At 39.1% G+C, this 19818-nt stretch carries 16 protein-coding genes; 8 read left to right on the plus strand and 8 right to left on the minus strand.

The genetic code is table 11. The features are described 5' to 3' along the window. Window positions 1-21: 21 nt before the first annotated feature. From tyrA to rbfA, 3 genes are all read right to left on the minus strand, one after another. Complete coding sequence (gene tyrA / locus KP713_RS01410) at window positions 22-1146, minus strand: bifunctional chorismate mutase/prephenate dehydrogenase (protein ID WP_215769633.1); 1125 nt, start codon at window positions 1144-1146, stop codon at window positions 22-24. A gap of 89 nt (window positions 1147-1235) precedes the next feature. Continuing rightward, window positions 1236-2156: a tRNA pseudouridine(55) synthase TruB gene (gene truB, locus KP713_RS01415; RefSeq protein WP_215769634.1), complete on the minus strand. Its 921-nt coding sequence runs from the start codon at window positions 2154-2156 to the stop codon at window positions 1236-1238. Further along, a complete protein-coding gene (gene rbfA, locus KP713_RS01420; RefSeq protein WP_005628626.1) occupies window positions 2156-2542 on the minus strand; it encodes a 30S ribosome-binding factor RbfA in 387 nt (128 codons plus the stop codon). The genes truB and rbfA overlap by 1 nt, the downstream gene beginning before the upstream one ends. A gap of 164 nt (window positions 2543-2706) precedes the next feature. Between rbfA and KP713_RS01425 the strand changes: the two genes are divergently transcribed. From KP713_RS01425 to KP713_RS01440, 4 genes are read left to right on the plus strand one after another with little or no spacing between them, the layout of a single operon-like run. Next, entirely contained in the window at window positions 2707-4386 is a 1680-nt protein-coding gene (locus KP713_RS01425; RefSeq protein WP_215767749.1) for a class I SAM-dependent DNA methyltransferase, read from the plus strand. Then, on the plus strand, window positions 4376-5773 hold the full coding sequence (locus KP713_RS01430) for a restriction endonuclease subunit S (protein WP_215769635.1): 1398 nt from the start codon (window positions 4376-4378) through the stop codon (window positions 5771-5773). Before KP713_RS01425 ends, KP713_RS01430 begins: the two co-directional genes overlap by 11 nt. Next, on the plus strand, window positions 5766-6803 hold the full coding sequence (locus tag KP713_RS01435; RefSeq protein ID WP_111407363.1) for an SIR2 family protein: 1038 nt from the start codon (window positions 5766-5768) through the stop codon (window positions 6801-6803). Before KP713_RS01430 ends, KP713_RS01435 begins: the two co-directional genes overlap by 8 nt. A gap of 1 nt (window position 6804) precedes the next feature. After that, a complete protein-coding gene (locus KP713_RS01440) occupies window positions 6805-9972 on the plus strand; it encodes a type I restriction endonuclease subunit R (protein ID WP_215769636.1) in 3168 nt (1055 codons plus the stop codon). Between the two features lie 131 nt (window positions 9973-10103). Here KP713_RS01440 and valS read toward each other — a convergent pair whose 3' ends face one another. From valS to KP713_RS01460, 4 genes are read right to left on the minus strand one after another with little or no spacing between them, the layout of a single operon-like run. Next, window positions 10104-12968, minus strand: a complete 2865-nt coding sequence (gene valS, locus KP713_RS01445; RefSeq protein WP_215769637.1) for a valine--tRNA ligase — start codon at window positions 12966-12968, stop codon at window positions 10104-10106. Between the two features lie 15 nt (window positions 12969-12983). After that, the gene (locus KP713_RS01450; protein ID WP_215769638.1) at window positions 12984-13886 is read right to left on the minus strand and encodes a hypothetical protein; all 903 of its coding nucleotides are present in this window, start codon (window positions 13884-13886) and stop codon (window positions 12984-12986) included. After that, entirely contained in the window at window positions 13883-14200 is a 318-nt protein-coding gene (yqfB, locus tag KP713_RS01455) for a N(4)-acetylcytidine aminohydrolase (protein ID WP_215769639.1), read from the minus strand. The genes KP713_RS01450 and yqfB overlap by 4 nt, the downstream gene beginning before the upstream one ends. Before the next feature lie 3 nt (window positions 14201-14203). Beyond that, the gene (locus tag KP713_RS01460) at window positions 14204-14638 is read right to left on the minus strand and encodes a DNA polymerase III subunit chi (protein WP_215769640.1); all 435 of its coding nucleotides are present in this window, start codon (window positions 14636-14638) and stop codon (window positions 14204-14206) included. Window positions 14639-14872: 234 nt separating this feature from the next. Here KP713_RS01460 and fumC point away from each other — a divergent pair, with 234 nt between their 5' ends. Both fumC and KP713_RS01470 read left to right on the plus strand, forming a co-directional pair. Continuing rightward, a complete protein-coding gene (fumC, locus tag KP713_RS01465; protein WP_215769641.1) occupies window positions 14873-16267 on the plus strand; it encodes a class II fumarate hydratase in 1395 nt (464 codons plus the stop codon). 127 nt (window positions 16268-16394) lie between these two features. Further along, window positions 16395-17003 carry a chalcone isomerase family protein gene (locus KP713_RS01470; RefSeq protein ID WP_215769642.1) on the plus strand — a complete coding sequence of 203 codons (609 nt, stop codon included), beginning with the start codon at window positions 16395-16397 and terminating at the stop codon, window positions 17001-17003. Window positions 17004-17051: 48 nt separating this feature from the next. On the opposite strand, the gene folE is transcribed toward KP713_RS01470, so the two are convergent. Further along, window positions 17052-17708, minus strand: coding sequence for a GTP cyclohydrolase I FolE (gene folE, locus KP713_RS01475; protein WP_215769643.1), 657 nt, complete (start codon window positions 17706-17708; stop codon window positions 17052-17054). Window positions 17709-17857: 149 nt separating this feature from the next. On the opposite strand from folE, the gene moeA reads away from it, so the two are divergent. Both moeA and moeB read left to right on the plus strand, forming a co-directional pair. Continuing rightward, the gene (gene moeA, locus KP713_RS01480; RefSeq protein ID WP_215769644.1) at window positions 17858-19072 is read left to right on the plus strand and encodes a molybdopterin molybdotransferase MoeA; all 1215 of its coding nucleotides are present in this window, start codon (window positions 17858-17860) and stop codon (window positions 19070-19072) included. A 3-nt stretch (window positions 19073-19075) separates the two neighbouring features. Then, window positions 19076-19807: a molybdopterin-synthase adenylyltransferase MoeB gene (gene moeB / locus KP713_RS01485; RefSeq protein ID WP_215769645.1), complete on the plus strand. Its 732-nt coding sequence runs from the start codon at window positions 19076-19078 to the stop codon at window positions 19805-19807. Window positions 19808-19818 lie beyond the last annotated feature (11 nt).

The raw sequence follows: 19818 nt of genomic DNA on the forward strand, positions 1-19818 counted from the left end.
GTGAGATTTCACCGCACTTTACTACCCTTGCTTCAAGTCATTTGCCTGCTGCAATAGCTGACGGCTTTCCTTTAAGAATTGTTCGGAATAATCGCCAAACCAGTTATGCACCTTATGGAAAGCCTCAATAAAACCTTGACGATCATTATTTTCAAAGAAAGTTAAGGCTTCTTCGTAAGTTTGTTTTAGCGTTTCAATTACTAATAAATTTTCTGGCTTATCCATAATAATATCTGCGTAAAGCTCTGCATCTTGCGCAAATAAGCGACCGATCATCGCAAGTTCTAAGCGATAAATAGGAGAAGAAAGCGCCAATAAATTAGCAAGATTAATGGGCTGTTTGGAAAGATGTAAACCATTCGCGAAAGTTGAAAAATGGCGCAAGGCTTGTATATAAGTCATATTATGATCGTGTTCTGTGGCATCGGTTTGATAAACCTTTGCGCCCCAAATTTGAATTTGCTCAAGTAACCATTCGTAACGTTCAGGAAAACGTCCATCACAACGCACAACCACTTGTTTTGCCATACTTGCAATATCTGGCCCAAACATTGGATGTAAACCTAAAACAGCACCAGAATGGATTTCAAGCATTTTCGCTAGCGGTTCACGCTTAACAGAGGTTAAATCTGCAAGTAGCATGTTTTCTCTTAAATAAGGTTTTAAGCGTTCAATTGTTTCTAAGGTGAGATTAATGGGGACGGAAACGATCACGACATCAGCATTCGCTAAAATACTTTCAGCTACCGCCCAATCTTCACGATCTAAAATAGAAATTGGATAGCCAGATGCACGTAAATAGCGGGCAAATAAGCCACCTAATTTACCATAGCCACCCACGATAACAATTTTGTGAATATCAGAATTGATGGTTTTAAAGCCAAATTGGTTTTCATTGGCATAGGATTCGCGCATAAAACGGCGTAGAACATCTTCAATCAGATCTGCTGAAATGCCTGCTTTTTCAGCTTCTAAACGACGCGCTTGGAGCATTGCTATTTCACGCTCTGGCGCATAAATAGGTAATCCATGCTGATGTTTAACTTTACCGACTTGAGAAACCAACTCAAGACGTTTAGCAAAAAGTTGGATAAGTTCGCGATCAAGCGAATCAATTTCAGAACGTAAATCCTTAAGGGCTTCCATAAAACTCACCTGCAAAATTTATTTTACACAATTTGTAAAAAATTAATTACAGATGAGATTACTAGAATTTTATAGGAAAGGCAATTAAGTTATACAGATTGCGTGATTAACCGTTGTGGGCGAATAATATTTCCATCGATTAAGGCTACGCCTAAGAATAAATTCTCCGCTGAAAATAACCGCACTTGACCGCTTAATCGCTGGTCGTTAGCAAATTTCACTCGCTGACCAAAACCAATAGCTTTACTCTGCTCTGCATCCAAACGTAAAACGGGCAATTTACTTACTGCGGTATCAGTTGGCAGTAATAGACGATCTAATTCACTTAACGGAAAACTTTCAGCAAGTAGTTGTAACTCATCAATTGGAATCATTTCTGCTACGGGGTAAGCCGCTACAGCTGTACGGCGTAACATTGTCACATGAGCGCCACAACCCAGCACTTCACCCAAATCATCTACTAAAGTGCGAATATAAGTGCCTTTTGAACAATGCACTTCTAAGGTTAAATAAGGCGCATTATATTCAATAAAATTGAGTTCAAAAATCTTAATTGGGCGTGCTTCACGCTCAACTGCAATACCTTGTCGAGCATATTCATAAAGCGGTTTACCGTTATGTTTTAGTGCGGAAAACATTGTCGGCACTTGCAAAATATCACCACGAAATTGTTCAAGTGCGGTCAAAATTTGCTGAGTTTCAACATGAACTTCACGCGTTTCCACGACTTGCCCTTCCGCATCGGAAGTATCGGTACGTTCGCCTAATTTTGCCGTAACAAGATAACGCTTATCTGCATCAAGCAAAAATTGTGAAAACTTAGTTGCCTCGCCCAGACAAATCGGCAACATTCCCGTAGCCAAGGGATCGAGCGCGCCAGTATGCCCCGCTTTGTTCGCTTGAAATAAACGCTTCACCTTTTGCATGATGTCATTTGATGACATGCCTTGTGGTTTATCCAACAAAAACACACCATCAACATCGCGCCAGCGTTTACGAGGTCTAGACATTAGTTGCTTTCCTCAACGTGTTTTTTCTCATCTTCACGCACAACATTTGTCACAAGATTTGACATACGCATCCCTTCCACTAAGGATTGATCGTAAATAAAGCGAATCTCTGGCACGATACGTAAACGCATCGCTTTGCCTAGTAATGAACGAATATAAGGCGATGCCTTTTCTAAGCCTTTCATGCCTTGCTCAATTGCCGTTTCATCGTGATCGAATAAAAAAGTCACGAAGATTTTTGCGTAAGATAAATCACTCGACACTTCCACATCAGAAACCGTCACCATCCCAATACGGGGATCTTTCACTTCGCGTTGTAAAATGACTGCTATTTCTTTTTGTATTTCTTGAGCGACGCGATCGCTACGTTTAAATTCTCTTGCCATAGTTATTCCTTATTTATAAAAGCGCCCCATTCTACTGGAAATCATTGGATTTAGCACGCAAAAATCCCTTTCAACCTGATACTGTTTTTCGATAAAATGACACCTGATAATTTGTTTGAATATTCAAACTTCCGATAAAAATCACTTTACAGAGGGCATAATTTATGCAAGCGAGACGAGACGAGACGACCAAGATTGTCGATGAAAATCATGCATTACAACAAGCATTTTTAAATGAATTAGATGAAAAACTTTGGTCATCTGCGGATAAACTCCGCCAACAACTTGATGCCGCTAACTATAAACATATCGTTCTTGGTCTTATCTTTTTAAAATACATTTCTGATAGTTTCACTCATCAACAGGAAAAAATTCAGGCGGAACTTTTCGATGCTGAAAATCCCCTCTATCTTGACCGCACTTTTTTTGATACTGAAGAAGAGTATCAAGAAGCCTTAACTGCAGAACTAGAAAACCGTGATTATTACACCGCGGATAACGTATTTTGGGTGCCAGCTTCTGCACGTTGGCAAGCCTTACAAGAAGTCTCTATTCTCAACACTGGGGCAGAATTGCCTTGGGGTGGAAAATTTTCTGGCGTGGCGAAACTCATTGACGATGCCTTCGATGCCATTGAAAAAGACAACGAAAAACTCAAAGGCGTACTCCAACGCATTAGCGGCTATGCCGTAAACGAAGACACCCTGCGCGGGCTGATTATCCTCTTCTCCGATACCAACTTTACCCGTCCGACTTACAACGGCGAGCCCGTGCATTTAGGCGCAAAAGACATTCTAGGCCACGTTTACGAATACTTCCTCGGCAGATTTGCCCAAGCCGAAGGCAAACGAGGCGGCCAATATTTTACGCCGAAATCCATTGTTTCTCTGATTGTCGAAATGCTAGAGCCATACTCCGGCCGCGTGTATGACCCTGCCATGGGCAGCGGCGGCTTTTTCGTGCAAACCGAACGCTTTATCACCGCCCATCAAGTCAACATCAACAACGTTTCCATCTACGGGCAAGAATTCAACCCAACCACTTGGAAACTCGCGGCGATGAATATGGCGATTCGTGGCATTGATTACGACTTCGGCGAACATAACGCCGACAGCTTCACGCAGCCGCAACACATCGATAAAAAGATGGATTTCATCATGGCAAACCCGCCATTCAATATCAGCGATTGGTGGAACGAATCCCTTTCCGACGACCCACGCTGGGCATACGGCACGCCACCCAAAGGCAACGCCAACTTCGCGTGGCTGCAACACATGATTTACCACCTCTCGCCAAACGGCAAAATGGCATTATTGCTTGCCAACGGGTCCATGAGCAGCCAAACCAATAACGAAGGCGAAATCCGCAAAGCCATCATCAATGCCGACTTGGTCGAATGTATGGTTGCCCTACCCGGCCAGCTCTTTACCAACACCCAAATCCCTGCCTGTATTTGGTTCTTAAACCGCAACAAAAAGTGCAAAGGCGAAGTGTTATTTATCGATGCCCGCCAAATCGGCTATATGAAAGACCGCGTATTGCGTGATTTCACCGCTGACGACATCGCCAAAATCGCCGATACCCTCCACGCTTGGCAAAAATCAGACGGCTACGAAGACCAAGCCGCTTTCTGCAAATCCGCGACTTTAGAAGAGATTAAAGACAACGACTTCGTCCTCACACCGGGGCGCTACGTTGGCACTGCAGAACAAGAAGACGACGGCGTACCATTTGCAGAAAAAATGCAAAATCTGACCGCTCTTTTGAAGGAGCAATTTGCGAAAAGTGCGGAATTGGAAGCGGAGATTAAGAAGAATTTAGGGGGATTGGGGTATGATATTTAATATTTTAGCTTCGAATAAAAATTGGCATAAATATTCTTTAGAAGAAATTTGTTTAAAGGTAACATCAGGCGGAACACCCAGTAGAAAAAATCCCAAGTTATATGAAAACGGGAATATAAATTGGGTTAAAACTAAAGAACTTAACAATGGGTATATTTGGGAAAGCGAAGAAAAAATAACAGAAGAAGCTGTTAGAAAATCATCTGCAAAACTACTCCCTGTAAATACAATTCTTCTAGCTATGTATGGAGCTACTGTTGGAGAACTTGGAGTTTTAGGAAAAGAAATGGCTTGTAATCAAGCTTGCTGTGCATTGATTATAGATCCTAAAAAAGCTGATTATAGATTTATTTTCTATTTGCTACGTTTATATAAAAAAGAAATCCAAAGTCTTGCTACAGGTGCTGCACAACAAAATCTTAGTGCAAAAACAATTAAAGAATTTTGTTTCTACATTCCTAGTTTAGAAAAGCAAACAGAAATTGCAGATATACTTTCTGAATTAGATAAAAAAATCCAACTCAACACCCAAATCAACCAAACCTTGGAACAAATCGCCCAAGCCCTGTTTAAAAGCTGGTTTGTCGATTTCGATCCCGTGCGTGCCAAAGTCCAAGCCCTTTCAGACGGCCTTAGCCTTGAACAAGCGGAACTGGCAGTCATGCAGACAATCAGCGGAAAAACACCCGAAGAACTGACCGCACTTTCACAAACACAACCTGAACGCTACGCAGAATTAGCCGAAACCGCCAAAGCGTTTCCGTGTGAGATGGTGGAAGTTGATGGGGGGGAGGTGCCGAAGGGGTGGGAATTGAAAGCCTTATCAGATTTAGGTCAAATTATCTGCGGAAAAACACCATCAAAATCTAACAAAGAATTTTATGGTAATGATGTGCCATTTATTAAGATTCCAGATATGCACAATCAAGTATTTATTACTCAAACAACAGATAACTTGAGTGTAGCAGGTGCAAATTCCCAATCTAAAAAATATATTCCACCAAAAAGTATTTGTGTAAGTTGTATTGCTACGGTCGGATTGGTTTCAATGACATCTAAGCCGTCTCATACAAACCAGCAAATTAATTCAATTATTCCAAACGATGAACAAACCTCTGAGTTTTTATATTTATCGTTAAAACAGCCATCAATGACAAAATATCTAAAAGATTTGGCAAGTGGTGGCAGTGCAACTTTAAATTTAAATACAAGCACATTCTCTAAAATAGAGATAATGACACCATCAAAAGAAATTATTGATATTTTCCATAACAAGGTTGTTTATACTTTTGAAAAAGTTTTATCGAACTCTATTGAAAATAAGAGACTAGCTGAAATAAGAGATTTATTGTTGCCTAATTTGCTAAATGGAGAGAGTGATGAATAACAATTATTTAGAGCGCCTTTTCATTGAAGAATTAAATTCAGAAGGAGAAGAAATAGTTATCAGAGGAAGTGTTTTTCTTCGGGACCAAATTTTATCTAAACTAGAACCTGAAACTTATGAGTTAGCCTTTCAAGACTGGAAAAACCAACGTAAACAACAAGCAATTGACACTGCTAATCAGATTTTAGAAATTGCAGATAATAAACAACGGTTCAATAAGCTAAAAGAAATCTTTAGAAGAAATAAACTAACCCCATTTATTGGAGCTGGGCTTTCTATGCCTTCAGGATTTCCATCATGGAAAGGTTTTCTTTATGAAGTACAAAAAGAATCAGGAGCAGATTTCTCTATTTTTGAAGAACATATTCATAAAGGAGAATACGAAGAAGCTGCACAATTATTATTTGATGTAGATGAAGGTCATCTACAAGAACATTTAGAAAATCAATTTGGTAAATCTCCAAATCTCGGAGAGCTACAAGGAATTATATGTAGACTACCTGAATTTTTTAAGGAAACCATAATTACAACAAATTACGATGATTTACTTAAAAAAATATATGCAGATCAAGATATTCATTTTGATCAAGAACTATGTGGTATTGATGCTGAAGAGTTTAAAAAATTATTTGGAGAAGGCCATCGAATTCTTTTAAAGCTACACGGAACATTTATAAGTAAAAACAAAAGAGTACTTACCCAGGATGATTATCAAAGACATTATTCCGAACACAATATCCTCAAAACCTGTGTAATGGAATCATTATTTTCTCAATCTTTGCTATTTTTAGGTTGTAGCCTAGATAAAGATCGAACATTACAATGTATGGCAGAAATTGTTGAAGAACGAGGCAAAGATAATCTACCTAAACACTATGCTTTTTTATCTTGTGAAAATCTATCTGATAAAGAACGAACAACTCGCAGAAAAGTACTTCAAAAATCCAATATTTTTCCAATTTGGTATGATGGCGATCATGATGAAAGCATTGAAGCCTTATTGGAATTATTAAATGGTGGAGAATCATAAAATGCTCAACGAAAACGACATCGAACAACTCACCCTTCAACGCCTGCAATCCCTCGGTTGGGAATATCGCTATGGTAAAGATTTGCCTGTTCATGAAGGTGAGTTTGCCCGTGGCGATTTAAGCGGCGTAGTCTTTATTGAACAACTGCGTGCGGCGGTGCGTAAACTTAATCCGCAGCTGCCTGAAAGTGCGGTGGATTCTGTGGTCAAATCGGCGACGAAAAGCGATATTGGCGACTTGGTGGTGCGTAATCAGGCGTTTTATAAACTGTTGCGTGATGGCATGCGGGTAGAATATCAGACTGACGGTGAGCAGAAAATCGAGATGGCGCGCTTGGTGGATTTCGAGCATTGGGAAAACAACCGCTTTGTTGCCGTCAATCAGCTGGAAATCCGCAGCCGTAAAGGGGGAAAACGGATTCCTGATATTATCGGCTTTGTAAATGGTCTGCCGTTAGTGGTATTTGAACTCAAAAATCCGTTGCGTGAATCGGCGGATTTATTGCAGGCGTTTAATCAGTTTGAAACCTATAAAGATGAAATTGCCGAGCTGTTTGTTTACAACCAAGCCCTGATTATTTCAGACGGCATTGCCGCACGTTTGGGCTCGCTTTCGGCAGATTTTCAACGCTTTACGCCGTGGAAAGTGGTCGATGAAAAAAATAAAAGCGAGCGCTTATATTTTGATGATGAATTGCAAAGCCTGCTCAATGGCTTGATGAAGCCTGAGGATTTATTGGACTATATCCGCTATTTCGTTTTATTTGAGCGAGACTCCACCGGTAAAATCATTAAAAAAATCGCGGCGTACCATCAATATTACGGCGTAAATGAAGCGGTAGATTCCACCCTTTTTGCGACTTCAGAAAAAGGCGACCGCCGCATTGGCGTGATGTGGCATACGCAGGGCTCGGGTAAATCAATTTCCATGTTGTTTTATGCCGGCAAACTACTTGCACAGCCTGAATTGAAAAATCCGACGATTGTGGTGGTTACCGACCGCAACGATTTGGACGGTCAGCTTTTCCAAACCTTTTCTTCAGGCAAAGATTTAATCAAACAAACACCGCAGCAAGTAGAAGATCGCGATCAACTGCGCCAACTGCTTGCGCAAAATGAAGTCGGCGGCGTGTTTTTTACTACGATTCAAAAATTCGCCCTCAATGAGGAAGAAAGTCGCTTCCCTGTTTTAAATGAGCGCAGCAATATTATTGTGATCAGCGATGAAGCACACCGTAGTCAATATGGCTTTACGCAAAAATTGCATAACGGCAAATTTCAGGCAGGCTACGCCCGCCATTTACGCGATGCGCTGCCTAATGCTTCGTTTATTGGCTTCACGGGTACACCGATTAGCCTAGAAGATAGAGATACGCAAGATGTGTTCGGGCGCTATGTGTCCATTTATGACTTGCAAGATGCCGTGGAAGATGGCGCAACTGTACCGATTGTGTTTGATGATGCTCGCCAAATCCGCTTAAATAAAAAAGACCATGATGCTTTGTTTGCAGAAATTGATGCTCTACTAGAAGAGGAGCCATCGACTTCCCTGCGTTTGCAGGAAAAATTACTAGGCTCGCAAGCTCGCTTAGTGGAGTTAGCCGCGGATTTTGTGCAGCATTTTGCCAAACGCAATGAAGTCGTCGATAGCAAAGCGATGATGGTGGTTTCCAGCCGTCAAATTTGCGTGGACTTATACAATGAAATCATCAAACTGCGCCCTGAATGGCATTCGGACAATATTAACGAAGGCGCGATTAAAATTGTGATGACAGGTTCGGCTTCCGATGCGCCGGAAATGCAGAAACACGTTTACAGTAAACAGGAAAAGCAAACGCTGGAACGCCGCTTTAAAGACCCGAACGATCCGTTGAAAGTAGTGATTGTGCGCGATATGTGGCTGACGGGCTTTGATGCGCCTTGTTGTAATACGATGTATATCGATAAGCCGATGCAGGGGCATAACCTGATGCAGGCGATTGCGCGGGTTAACCGCGTATTCCGTAATAAAAGCCGAGAAAATGGCGGCTTAATTGTGGATTATGTAGGCATTGCTGACAAGCTCAAAGAAGCCACTCAGCAATACACTAATTCACAAGGCAGGGGCAAACTGGCTGATAGCGTGATTGATGTATTCTTTAAAATGAAAGAGCATTTAGAAGTTATCCGCAGCCTGTTTGCAACGCCAGTTGAAGGAAAAACTTTTGATGTTCAGATTGCCTTAGAAAAAGATAATCCGAATGATCTTTTGATGGCGATTCGTTTTGCTGCCAACCATATTTTAAGCCTTGATCAATTACCGTTTGATGGTAAAGCACACGAGCAACATTGGTTTGATAAAAAAGAAACCGAGCCACGCAAAAAAGCCTTTTTGAAAGCAGCGGGATTGGTGAAAAAAGGCTATATGCTATGCGGCTCATTGGCTGAAGTTGAACCGTATAACCAAGAAATCGCCTTTTATGATGCCGTACGCGCTATTCTCACGAAGCGTGGACAAAATGGTACGGGTTCTAATGAAAGACAGATTTTATTGAAAAAATTGGTCAATCAAGCCGTCTATTCTGAAGGCGTGATTGATTTATTTGATCTGCTAGAAAAACCACAACCACAAATCAGTTTACTTTCCGAGGAATTTTTACAAACTGTTAAAAATAGTCCAACTAAAAATTTATGGCTTACGGCAATGGAACGTTATTTAGCAAGTGAAATTAAAGTTAAATCAGGCACAAACTTAACCTTGCAAAAAGATTTTGAACAGCGTTTGAAGGAAGCATTGAATCAATACCACAACCACAATTTGAGCGTATTAGAGATTTTGGAGGAACTCTTTAAAATGAGCCAAGATTTCCAAGAACGTTTAGCATTAGGGAAAAAACTAGGATTAACCAAGGAAGAACTTGCCTTCTATGAAGCCCTATCTCAAAATCAAAGTGCAAAAGATTTGATGGGCGATGATGTGCTTTCTAAACTGGCGAAAGAAATCACGGGAACACTTAGAAAATCGGTCACAATCGACTGGCAGTACAAAGAGGCGGTACGGGCAAAAATGCGTATTCTCGTTAAACGCGCCCTACAACGCTACAAATATCCACCCGATAAACAGGAAGAAGCGGTAACTTATGTGATTAAACAAGCTGAAGAAATTGCAGAGGATTTAACTAGATTCTAATCTATACAGTAAAATCACTTTAATTTGAACGAATAATAACCTTACGTCTTATATCGCTTAAATAAAATTTATTATGAATAAAAAAACAGCTAATCTATATTTAATAAATTAGCTGTTTTTAATATCAAAAACTACAACGCCTCAATCGCTTTATACTGCTCTTGGATTTTTTCTAATCCAGATTGGTATTCTGCTTGTTTTTCACGTTCTTTCGCAATCACCGCTTCTGGTGCTTTCGCTACGAAAGCTTCATTGCTGAGTTTACTTTCAATACGTTTAACTTCATTTTGATATTTTTCAATCTCTTTAGTTAAACGCGCTAGCTCTGCTTCTTTATTAATAAAGCCAGCCATTGGTACAAGCAATTCAGCATTGCCAACGAGTTTCGCTACCGCAAGCGGTGCTGTTTCGTTTGCAGCTAACACCTGAACGTTGTCTAATTTCGCCATGGCTTTTAAAAGAGCGGTCTGTTTTTCGAGAATTTTTGCGTTTTCTGCACTTAAATTACGGAATAACAGATCTAAGCCTTTACTTGGTGCGATGTTGCTTTCTGCACGAATATTACGTACAGCAACGATCACTTCTTTTAACCACTCAATTTCAGCTTCTGCTTCTGGATCAAAACCGTTCTCTTCCACTTGTGGGAAAGGTTGCAACATAATGCTATCAGCAGTGATGTCCACGAATCCTTTCACTTTTTGCCAAATTTCTTCGGTAATAAATGGAATGAGCGGATGTGCTAAACGTAATAATTTTTCCAACACATGAACCAAAGTTTGGCTTGCCGCACGGATTTGTGCGGCATTGCCGTTGGCAAATACTGGTTTAGTCAATTCTAAATACCAGTCGCAGAATTGGTTCCAAGTAAATTCATAAATCGCATTGGCACAAAGATCAAAACGATATTGGCTTAATGAATTACGGAAAGTTTCCACTGTGCGGTTGAATTCTGATTGAATCCAACGATCCGCTAATGAGAATTCGATCTCGCCTTCGCTTAAATCTAATTTTTCATTTGTTAATACAAAACGGCTTGCATTCCATAATTTGTTACAGAAGTTACGGTAGCCTTCTAAACGTTTCATATCCCAGTTGATATCGCGGCCGTTTGAAGCCAATGCAGCTAATGTGAAACGTAATGCATCTGTACCGTGAGCTGCAATACCTTCAGCGAATTCTTTGCGCGTTGCTTTAGCAATTTTCTCTGCCAATTGCGGCTGCATCATGTTGCCAGTACGTTTTTCAAGTAAATCTTCAAGGCTGATACCGTCAATCATATCGATTGGGTCAAGTACGTTACCTTTCGATTTCGACATTTTTTGGCCTTGCTCATCACGAATCAAGCCTGTTACATACACCGTTTTGAATGGTACTTGAGGTTTGCCGTTTTCATCTTTTACGAAGTGCATCGTAAACATAATCATACGCGCAACCCAGAAGAAGATGATGTCAAAGCCAGTGATTAACACATCCGTTGGATGGAACATTTTGAGTTCTTTAGTTTGCTCTGGCCAGCCTAAAGTGGAGAACGTCCATAAGCCTGATGAGAACCACGTGTCTAAAACGTCTTCATCTTGCTTGAGTTCAATCGCAAAATCTAAGTTGTATTTTGACCGCACTTCTGCTTCGTTACGCGCGACATAAACGTTTCCTTCTGCGTCATACCACGCCGGAATACGGTGTCCCCACCAAAGTTGGCGAGAAATACACCAGTCTTGAATATCACGCATCCAAGAGAAATAAAGGTTTTCGTATTGTTTCGGCACGAATTGGATTTCGCCGTCTTCCACCGCTTTAATCGCCACATCTGCAAGCGGTTTCACACACACATACCATTGGTCGGTTAGCATCGGCTCAATCGGCACGCCACCACGGTCGCCATAAGGCACTTTGAGATCGTGTGGTTTAATTTCATTTAATAAACCCAGCGCTTCAAAATCTGCCACGATTTTTTTACGTGCAGCAAAACGCTCTAAGCCACGGTAATCCGCAGGAATAGTTGCTTCATAGCCGGCAAGCGGTTTTCCATCAGTACCAATAATTTCGGCTTCATCACGAATATCCGCATTTAAAGTTAACACGTTAACCATCGGCAAGCTGTGACGTTTACCCACTTCGTAGTCGTTAAAGTCGTGCGCTGGGGTGATTTTCACTACACCGGTACCGAACTCACGATCCACATATTCATCAGCAATAATCGGAATTTCGCGATTAGCCAATGGTAGAACCACCGTTTTACCGATTAAAGATTGATAACGCTCATCTTCTGGATGCACCGCAACCGCCGTATCGCCCAACATGGTTTCCGGACGCGTGGTGGCGACGACTAAATAATCTTTACCATCTGCCGTTTTTGCACCGTTCGCTAACGGATAGCGGAAATGCCAAAGGGAACCTTTGCTCTCTTTATTTTCAACTTCTAAATCAGAAATCGCAGTGTGGAGCTTTGGATCCCAGTTTACTAAGCGTTTGCCACGGTAAATTAAACCTTCTTCGTGCAAGCGAACAAACACTTCTTTTACCGCATTGGATAAACCATCATCCATGGTAAAACGCTCACGTTCCCAATCGATGGAGTTGCCTAAGCGGCGCATTTGTTGGCTGATTGTGCCGCCTGAATAGGCTTTCCAATCCCAAATTTTGTTGATGAATGCTTCACGGCCATAATCGTGACGGGTTTTGCCTTCTTCTGCGGCAATTTTACGTTCCACCACCATTTGGGTCGCAATACCCGCGTGGTCTGTCCCCGCTTGCCATAAGGTGTTATGCCCTTCCATACGGTTAAAACGGATTAAGGTATCCATTAAGGTTTGTTGGAAAGCATGCCCCATATGTAAAGAACCCGTTACATTCGGTGGCGGAATCGCAATGCAATAGCTCGGTGCGTTTTCATTTTCAGACGGTTTAAAATAACCGCTCTCTTCCCAATGTTGATAAAGGGCTTGCTCTACCGCAGACGGATTAAAACGGTCTGCCATTTCGAATTTTTGTGTCATATTTTTCTCTGTTAGTTAAATTCCAGTTACTAATCTCATAAAAAAATCTCTTGATTCTTCCTTTAATGGATAAAATGTCGCACCTCTAATAGCAATCAAATCGGAAGTAGAAGTTCTAAAGTAAGTATCATATTGGTAAAAAACTCCTATGATGTGGTCATCAAATTTAAATCCTTTATTTTTTCTATAAAACTCTTTTATCATATTTTGAAATAAAAATTCCAATTTACTATTAAATAGACTTTGTATAATCTTTCTAAAATTAAGATCATTTGTATAATTTCCTGAACTTTCTAATTCTTTATAATTAATTCTAAAATATTCAGAAACCTTATGTGATAATTCAAGCACATCATTTTTATTAAAAACATCAGTAAGCTCTAATGCAACAAATGCTGTTTGATCTAAATTTAATTTAACATTTCGAATCTGTTTGTTTGCTTTCTTAAGATTATCTTTAAATGAATTCTCCCCATGTATTTTTTTACACTCAACAAAAATTTTATTGTCAAATATAATGTCTGTATTAGAATTTAAGTCAACGAGTCCATCCCCCCTTCCTATGCTTTTAGTAATTCTATCTGCAATATCAATTTCAAAAAGATAGTTTTCCGATTTATCACTATCATCTAAAATAAGTTCTGAGCCAGATATTATTTCCTTTATCGTTGTTGGCTTTATATTAGAGCTATTTTTTATAATAAAATTTAACACTCCTCTATACTTATTTAGTTTAATAAGTCGCTTTATATCATCTTCAGAATTCTTGTTAAACTCATTTTCTAAGGAAGAAAGCCATTTATATACTTTTGTATTTTTAATCTTTTTTTCTAACCCTAGCTCTTCAATTTTATTTATAAGATTATTTATATCTTCCAGTATATCTTTTAAAGAGCCTTTGTTAACAATATCATTCATAAATTTAGACTAATTAAATTAAATTTTATTACATAGAAGTGATTTTCATTTGGATAAATCCCTAGAATCACATCTTTCAATTCCACCAAACTCATATTCTCCTGCTTCGCATGCTGTTCCGTCAGTTCATCAAGGGTAATCGGTGACACACTTAACACTTCAATGGTGCAGAAATATTGATTATTCTCAAACCGCCCAACACGCAAAATATCACCTGCTTTAAAATGGCTTTCGGATTTGTCCCGAATCGTAATGGTTTTACGCCCGGCGAGAATATCGGCTTCAAAGCGTTGATAAAAGGTAATGTCGTTCATTTATTAACCCACGTTTTCAGTAGAAAGATTCCAACCTTGCAGACGTAATTGTTTATAGCGTTCTCGAGCTTGTGTTTTTAAGGCATCATCTTTCGGTACAAAATCAATAACTTGGGTAAAACTATGGCTAAAATCTGGGATTTCTTGTTGCAAATTAATTAACACATCACGGCGTTGTAAATTTCGTTTCCCAAGCCATGAAATCTCAATCGGTGTGGGATATTGTGTGGCTTCACCCGATAAATTATGCGGAACAAATTCATTAGGATCTCGTTGCCACAAGCGCTCGTCAATCTCTAGCGCTTGAGTCTCACTTTCACAGCTAATCAATACTTTTTTCCCTGATCGCCATATTGAGGCAGCAAGATTACAGGCTATTTCTTCAACAGTTAACGTACAATCTTCCGTAAGAATGTAAAATTGTGCAGTTTTTGCCATTTTAGCCCCGTTATTTTCTCAATCTTGCCCTATAAAAAGGGTAAAATTCTAACGAAAAAACCCTAAAAAATAAATAATTAAATATACATTATTACAAATGCGTGAAAATCCACCGCACTTTTATGATCTATGTCACAAAACTGATTTTTAACGTTTTTGTTACGTTCCACTCATAACTCGGAAGTGTTAAAATCAATCCAGTTTTAATTTTCATTCAATTCATAGGAGTACAGAATGGCATTTCGTATTGAAAAAGACACAATGGGTGAAGTTCAAGTTCCAGCAGATAAATACTGGGCTGCACAAACTGAACGTTCACGCAATAACTTTAAAATTGGTCCTGCCGCCTCAATGCCACATGAAATTATCGAAGCTTTTGGCTATTTGAAAAAAGCAGCCGCATTTGCTAATCATGATTTAGGTGTATTACCTCTTGAAAAACGTGATTTAATTGCACAGGCTTGTGATGAAATTTTAGCAAATAAATTAGATGATCAATTCCCACTCGTTATTTGGCAAACCGGCTCTGGTACACAATCCAATATGAATGTGAACGAAGTAGTTGCAAATCGTGCACATGTGTTAAACGGTGGTAAATTAGGTGAAAAATCTATTATTCACCCAAATGATGATGTGAACAAATCACAATCTTCAAACGATACTTTCCCAACGGCAATGCACATTGCGGCATATAAAAAAGTAGTTGACCACACCATTCCTTGTGTTGAATGTTTACAAAAAACTTTTGCAGCAAAATCTGAAGCCTTCAAAAACGTGGTAAAAATTGGCCGCACTCACTTAATGGATGCAACGCCACTCACATTAGGTCAAGAATTTTCGGCTTATGCGGCTCAATTAGATTTCGGCTTAAAAGCATTAAAAAATACTCTTCCGCATTTAAGTCAATTAGCATTAGGTGGTACAGCTGTTGGCACAGGTTTGAACACGCCGAAAGGCTATGATGTGAAAGTGGCAGATTACATAGCAAAATTCACCGCACTTCCGTTTGTCACCGCAGATAATAAATTTGAAGCATTAGCCGCTCATGATGCGATTGTTGAAACTCACGGTGCATTACGTCAATTAGCAATGAGTTTATTTAAAATTGCGAACGATATTCGTCTATTAGCATCAGGCCCTCGTTCAGGGATTGGCGAAATTTTAATTCCTGAAAATGAACCGGGTTCTTCAATCATGCCAGGTAAAGTCAACCCTACTCAATGCGAAGCGATGACAATGGTCTGCGCACAAGTATTTGGTAACGACACCACTATCGCATTTGTGGGTTCACAAGGTCACTTCCAATTAAATGTGTTTAACCCTGTGATGATTGCAAACTTCTTACAATCTGCTCAATTATTGGGTGATGCTTGCGTATCTTTCGATGAACACTGTGCAGTGGGTATTGAACCAAACTATCCTCGAATTAAACAACAACTTGAAAATTCATTGATGTTGGTGACCGCACTTAATACGTATATTGGCTATGAAAACGCAGCTAAAATTGCAAAAACTGCACACAAAAATGGTACAACATTGCGTGAAGAAGCGATTAATTTAGGCTTAGTTTCTGCTGAAGATTTTGATAAATGGGTTCGCCCAGAAGATATGGTGGGTAGCCTAAAATAATTCACCGTACAAATTAACATCAGTAATATTAAAGGCGAGTAAAATTACTCGCCTTTTTACTCGTTTATCATTTGTTTTTTGATGCGGTTTGTTATAATCAACACAATTTTACTCACGGCAATTTATTATGAAAATGAAATCCCTATTTGTGGCAATAATCACGTTTTTTTCTGCCGCACCTTTTGCTCATTGGCAACCCATTGGAAATGCCGAATACACGTGGGGGCCGTTCCATGTTTATACCATTGGTTTATTTTCTGAAACGGGTACTTATCAAGAAAATGAACGCCCATTAATGCTCTCGTTCAAATATGAAAAACCCATTGAAGGGAAAAATTTTGCGATTACGCTTATTAAAGAAATCGAAACCTTAAAACTTAATGATGGCGATACTCAAAGCTGGCTTAAAGAAATGCAATCCACATTTCCAGATTTCTCACCAAACGATATCTTGAACTACATTGCCTTACCCGATAAAGGTTACTTCGTATTAAATGACACTGTTTTGGAACATGATTTTGATGCTAAATTTAATCAGGCATTTATCGGCATCTGGCTTGCACCGAATAGTACTTTTGTAAAACTTCAGCCACAATTATTAGGCAAAATGAAAAGCAATCATGAAGCGACAGAGTTTTATCTCAAACCTGAAATTGAATCCTTTGATGAACAAGATTCTACGCCTGAACTACCGCCAAACTATCTATTAAATCAAGAGAGAAAATCTTTTGGATAAATAAAAACGCCGCCTTTTGTCAAAAAGTGCGGCGATTTTCTTTCCATTTTACTTTTGAATAGTAGCAAGAAATTCTTTACGCGTATCACGATCTTTTAAAAATACGCCTCCATAAGCAGAGGTAATAGTATAACTATTTGTATCTTTAATTCCCCGCGCTTTCACACAAAAGTGTGTTGCCTTAATATAAACGGCGACATCATCTGTTTCTAAAATAGTTTGAAAAGCTGTGAGAAGTTGTTCTGTTAGCCTTTCTTGTACCTGTGGACGCTGTGCGAAAAACGACACAATACGATTAATCTTCGAAAGACCAATAACCCAATCTTTTGGATAGTATGCCACACAAACTTTACCATCAATCGTCACAAAGTGATGCTCACAAGTACTCGTCAATGTAATATCATTAACCTGCACCATTTCACTCACTTTCATTTGGTTTTTAATTTTTGTCATTTTAGGGAAATTTGCATAATCCATTCCACTAAAAATCTCATCAATAAACATTTTTGCCAAACGATTAGGTGTTTCTTCAAGACTATCATCTCGCAAATCCAATCCAATTAATTTCATCACTTCATGCATATGTTTTGCAATACCTAAGCGACGCACTTCTTTACATTGGTTTAGATCTATCATCGGCGTTTCAATGCCCTTAGCAATTAAAGCATTGCGCACACTTATTGCATCTTGTGAAATATCGGTCATAACAGTCTTTCCTAAAAAAATAATGCGTTATTCTAACAAAGGATAAAGCGAACGCAAAATGAGAAAAATCACTAAGTAAAATGAAATCTTTAGTTTTAAGATTTTTCAGACTACAATACTTTAAATTTTACTTTAATTAAGGAATCTCTATGCTCACGTTGGATCAAGCCCGTAATAATATGCTAGAACAGCTCTCCTTTCCCACACAAGTTGAAACACTTAATTTACAACAAGCCGCTAATAGAATTTGTGCAGAAGATGTTATTTCCCCTATTAATGTTCCTTCTTTCGATAATTCTGCGATGGATGGCTATGCTGTACGTTTAGCTGATTTAGAAAAATCACTGACCCTTTCTATTGCAGGTAAATCCTTTGCAGGAATACCATTTCAAGGCTCATGGCCTGCTCAGAGTACAATAAGAATCATGACAGGGGCAATGATTCCTGAAGGCGCTGATGCTGTCGTAATGCAAGAACAAGTCAACATAAATGAAGACGGAACAATCACCTTCTCTGAATTACCTAAAATCAATCAAAATATTCGTCGTATTGGAGAGGATGTTAAAAAAGGGGATATAGTATTAACACAAGGTGATGAATTAAATGCCGTTTCTTTACCATTATTAGCTTCTTTAGGTATCTCAGACGTAAAATGTTATCATCGATTAAAAGTAGCCATACTTTCCACTGGGGATGAACTTGTCGAGGTAGGTAAACCGTTACAAATTGGACAGATTTACGATACAAACCGATTCACCGTAAAATTACTGCTAGAAAAACTTCATTGTGAAGTTATTGATTTAGGATTATTACCAGACAATAAGGCTGAATTTGAAAAAGCCTTTATATCTGCACAAAAGCAGGCTGATTTAGTGATTACCAGTGGTGGAGTATCTGTTGGAGAAGCCGATTTCACTAAAACAGTATTAGAAAAAGTAGGTGAAATTAATTTCTGGAAACTTGCCATTAAACCTGGTAAACCTTTCGCTTTTGGTAAACTAGAAAATGCATGGTTTTGTGGCTTACCTGGTAACCCTGTCTCTGCACTTGTGACTTTTTATCAACTCGTTCAGCCCCTTATTGCAAAATTGCAAGGTCAAAAACAATGGAAAAATCCAGCACGTTTTTCAGCAATTGCTTCAACAAACTTAAAAAAAGCTCCTGGTCGCTTAGATTTCCAACGAGGTTTTTATCACATCAACTCACAAGGACAAATTGAGGTTAAGCCTGTTGGGTTTCAAGGATCTCACTTATTTAGTGCATTCATAAAAAGTAATTGTTTTATTGTATTAGAACAAGAGCGTGGCAATGTATCAGCAGGTGAACGTGTAACCATAGAACTCTTCAATCATTTATTGGGGTAACCTATGACTGAATTAAGTTACGAAGAAGAGTTACGATATAACCGGCAAATTATTCTTAAATCGATTGATTTTGAAGGACAAGAAAAACTAAAAGAGAGCAAAATGCTCATTATAGGTTTAGGTGGATTAGGCTGTGCGGCTAGTCAATATTTAGCCGCTTCAGGTATAGGACACCTAACCCTATTAGATTTTGATCATGTTTCACTTTCCAATCTACAACGTCAAGTGCTTCATTGTGATGCTAGACTGAATATGCCAAAAGTTGAATCTGCTAAAATAGCCCTAGAACAGCTTAACCCACATATTGAGATTCAAACAATAAATGAAAAACTAACCGAAGAAAAACTGGCCAAATTAATACCGCACTTTGATCTTGTCTTAGATTGCACTGATAACGTCGATATTCGCAATCAACTTGATCGCCAATGCGAGAAAGCGCATATTCCCTTAATCTCTGGTGCGGCAATCCGAATGGAAGGACAGATTTCAGTCTTTACCTATGAATCAAATACACCAACCTATCGTGAACTAAGTAAATTATTTGGGCAGAATATATTAAGTTGTGTAGAAGCAGGAGTAATAGCCCCAATTGTTGGGATTGTTGGTTCTATTCAAGCATTAGAAGCAATTAAAGTGCGTTTAAAAATTGGCAAAAATTTATGTGGTAGATTACTCATTATTGATGGCTTTTCAATGAACATTCGAGAAATAAAATTACCAATAAATACCCCTTAGTTTTATGAGAA

Origin of the sequence: Haemophilus sp. SZY H36 (genome assembly GCF_018829625.1) — a bacterium.
In the GTDB taxonomy this organism is placed as follows: domain Bacteria; phylum Pseudomonadota; class Gammaproteobacteria; order Enterobacterales; family Pasteurellaceae; genus Haemophilus; species Haemophilus haemolyticus_K.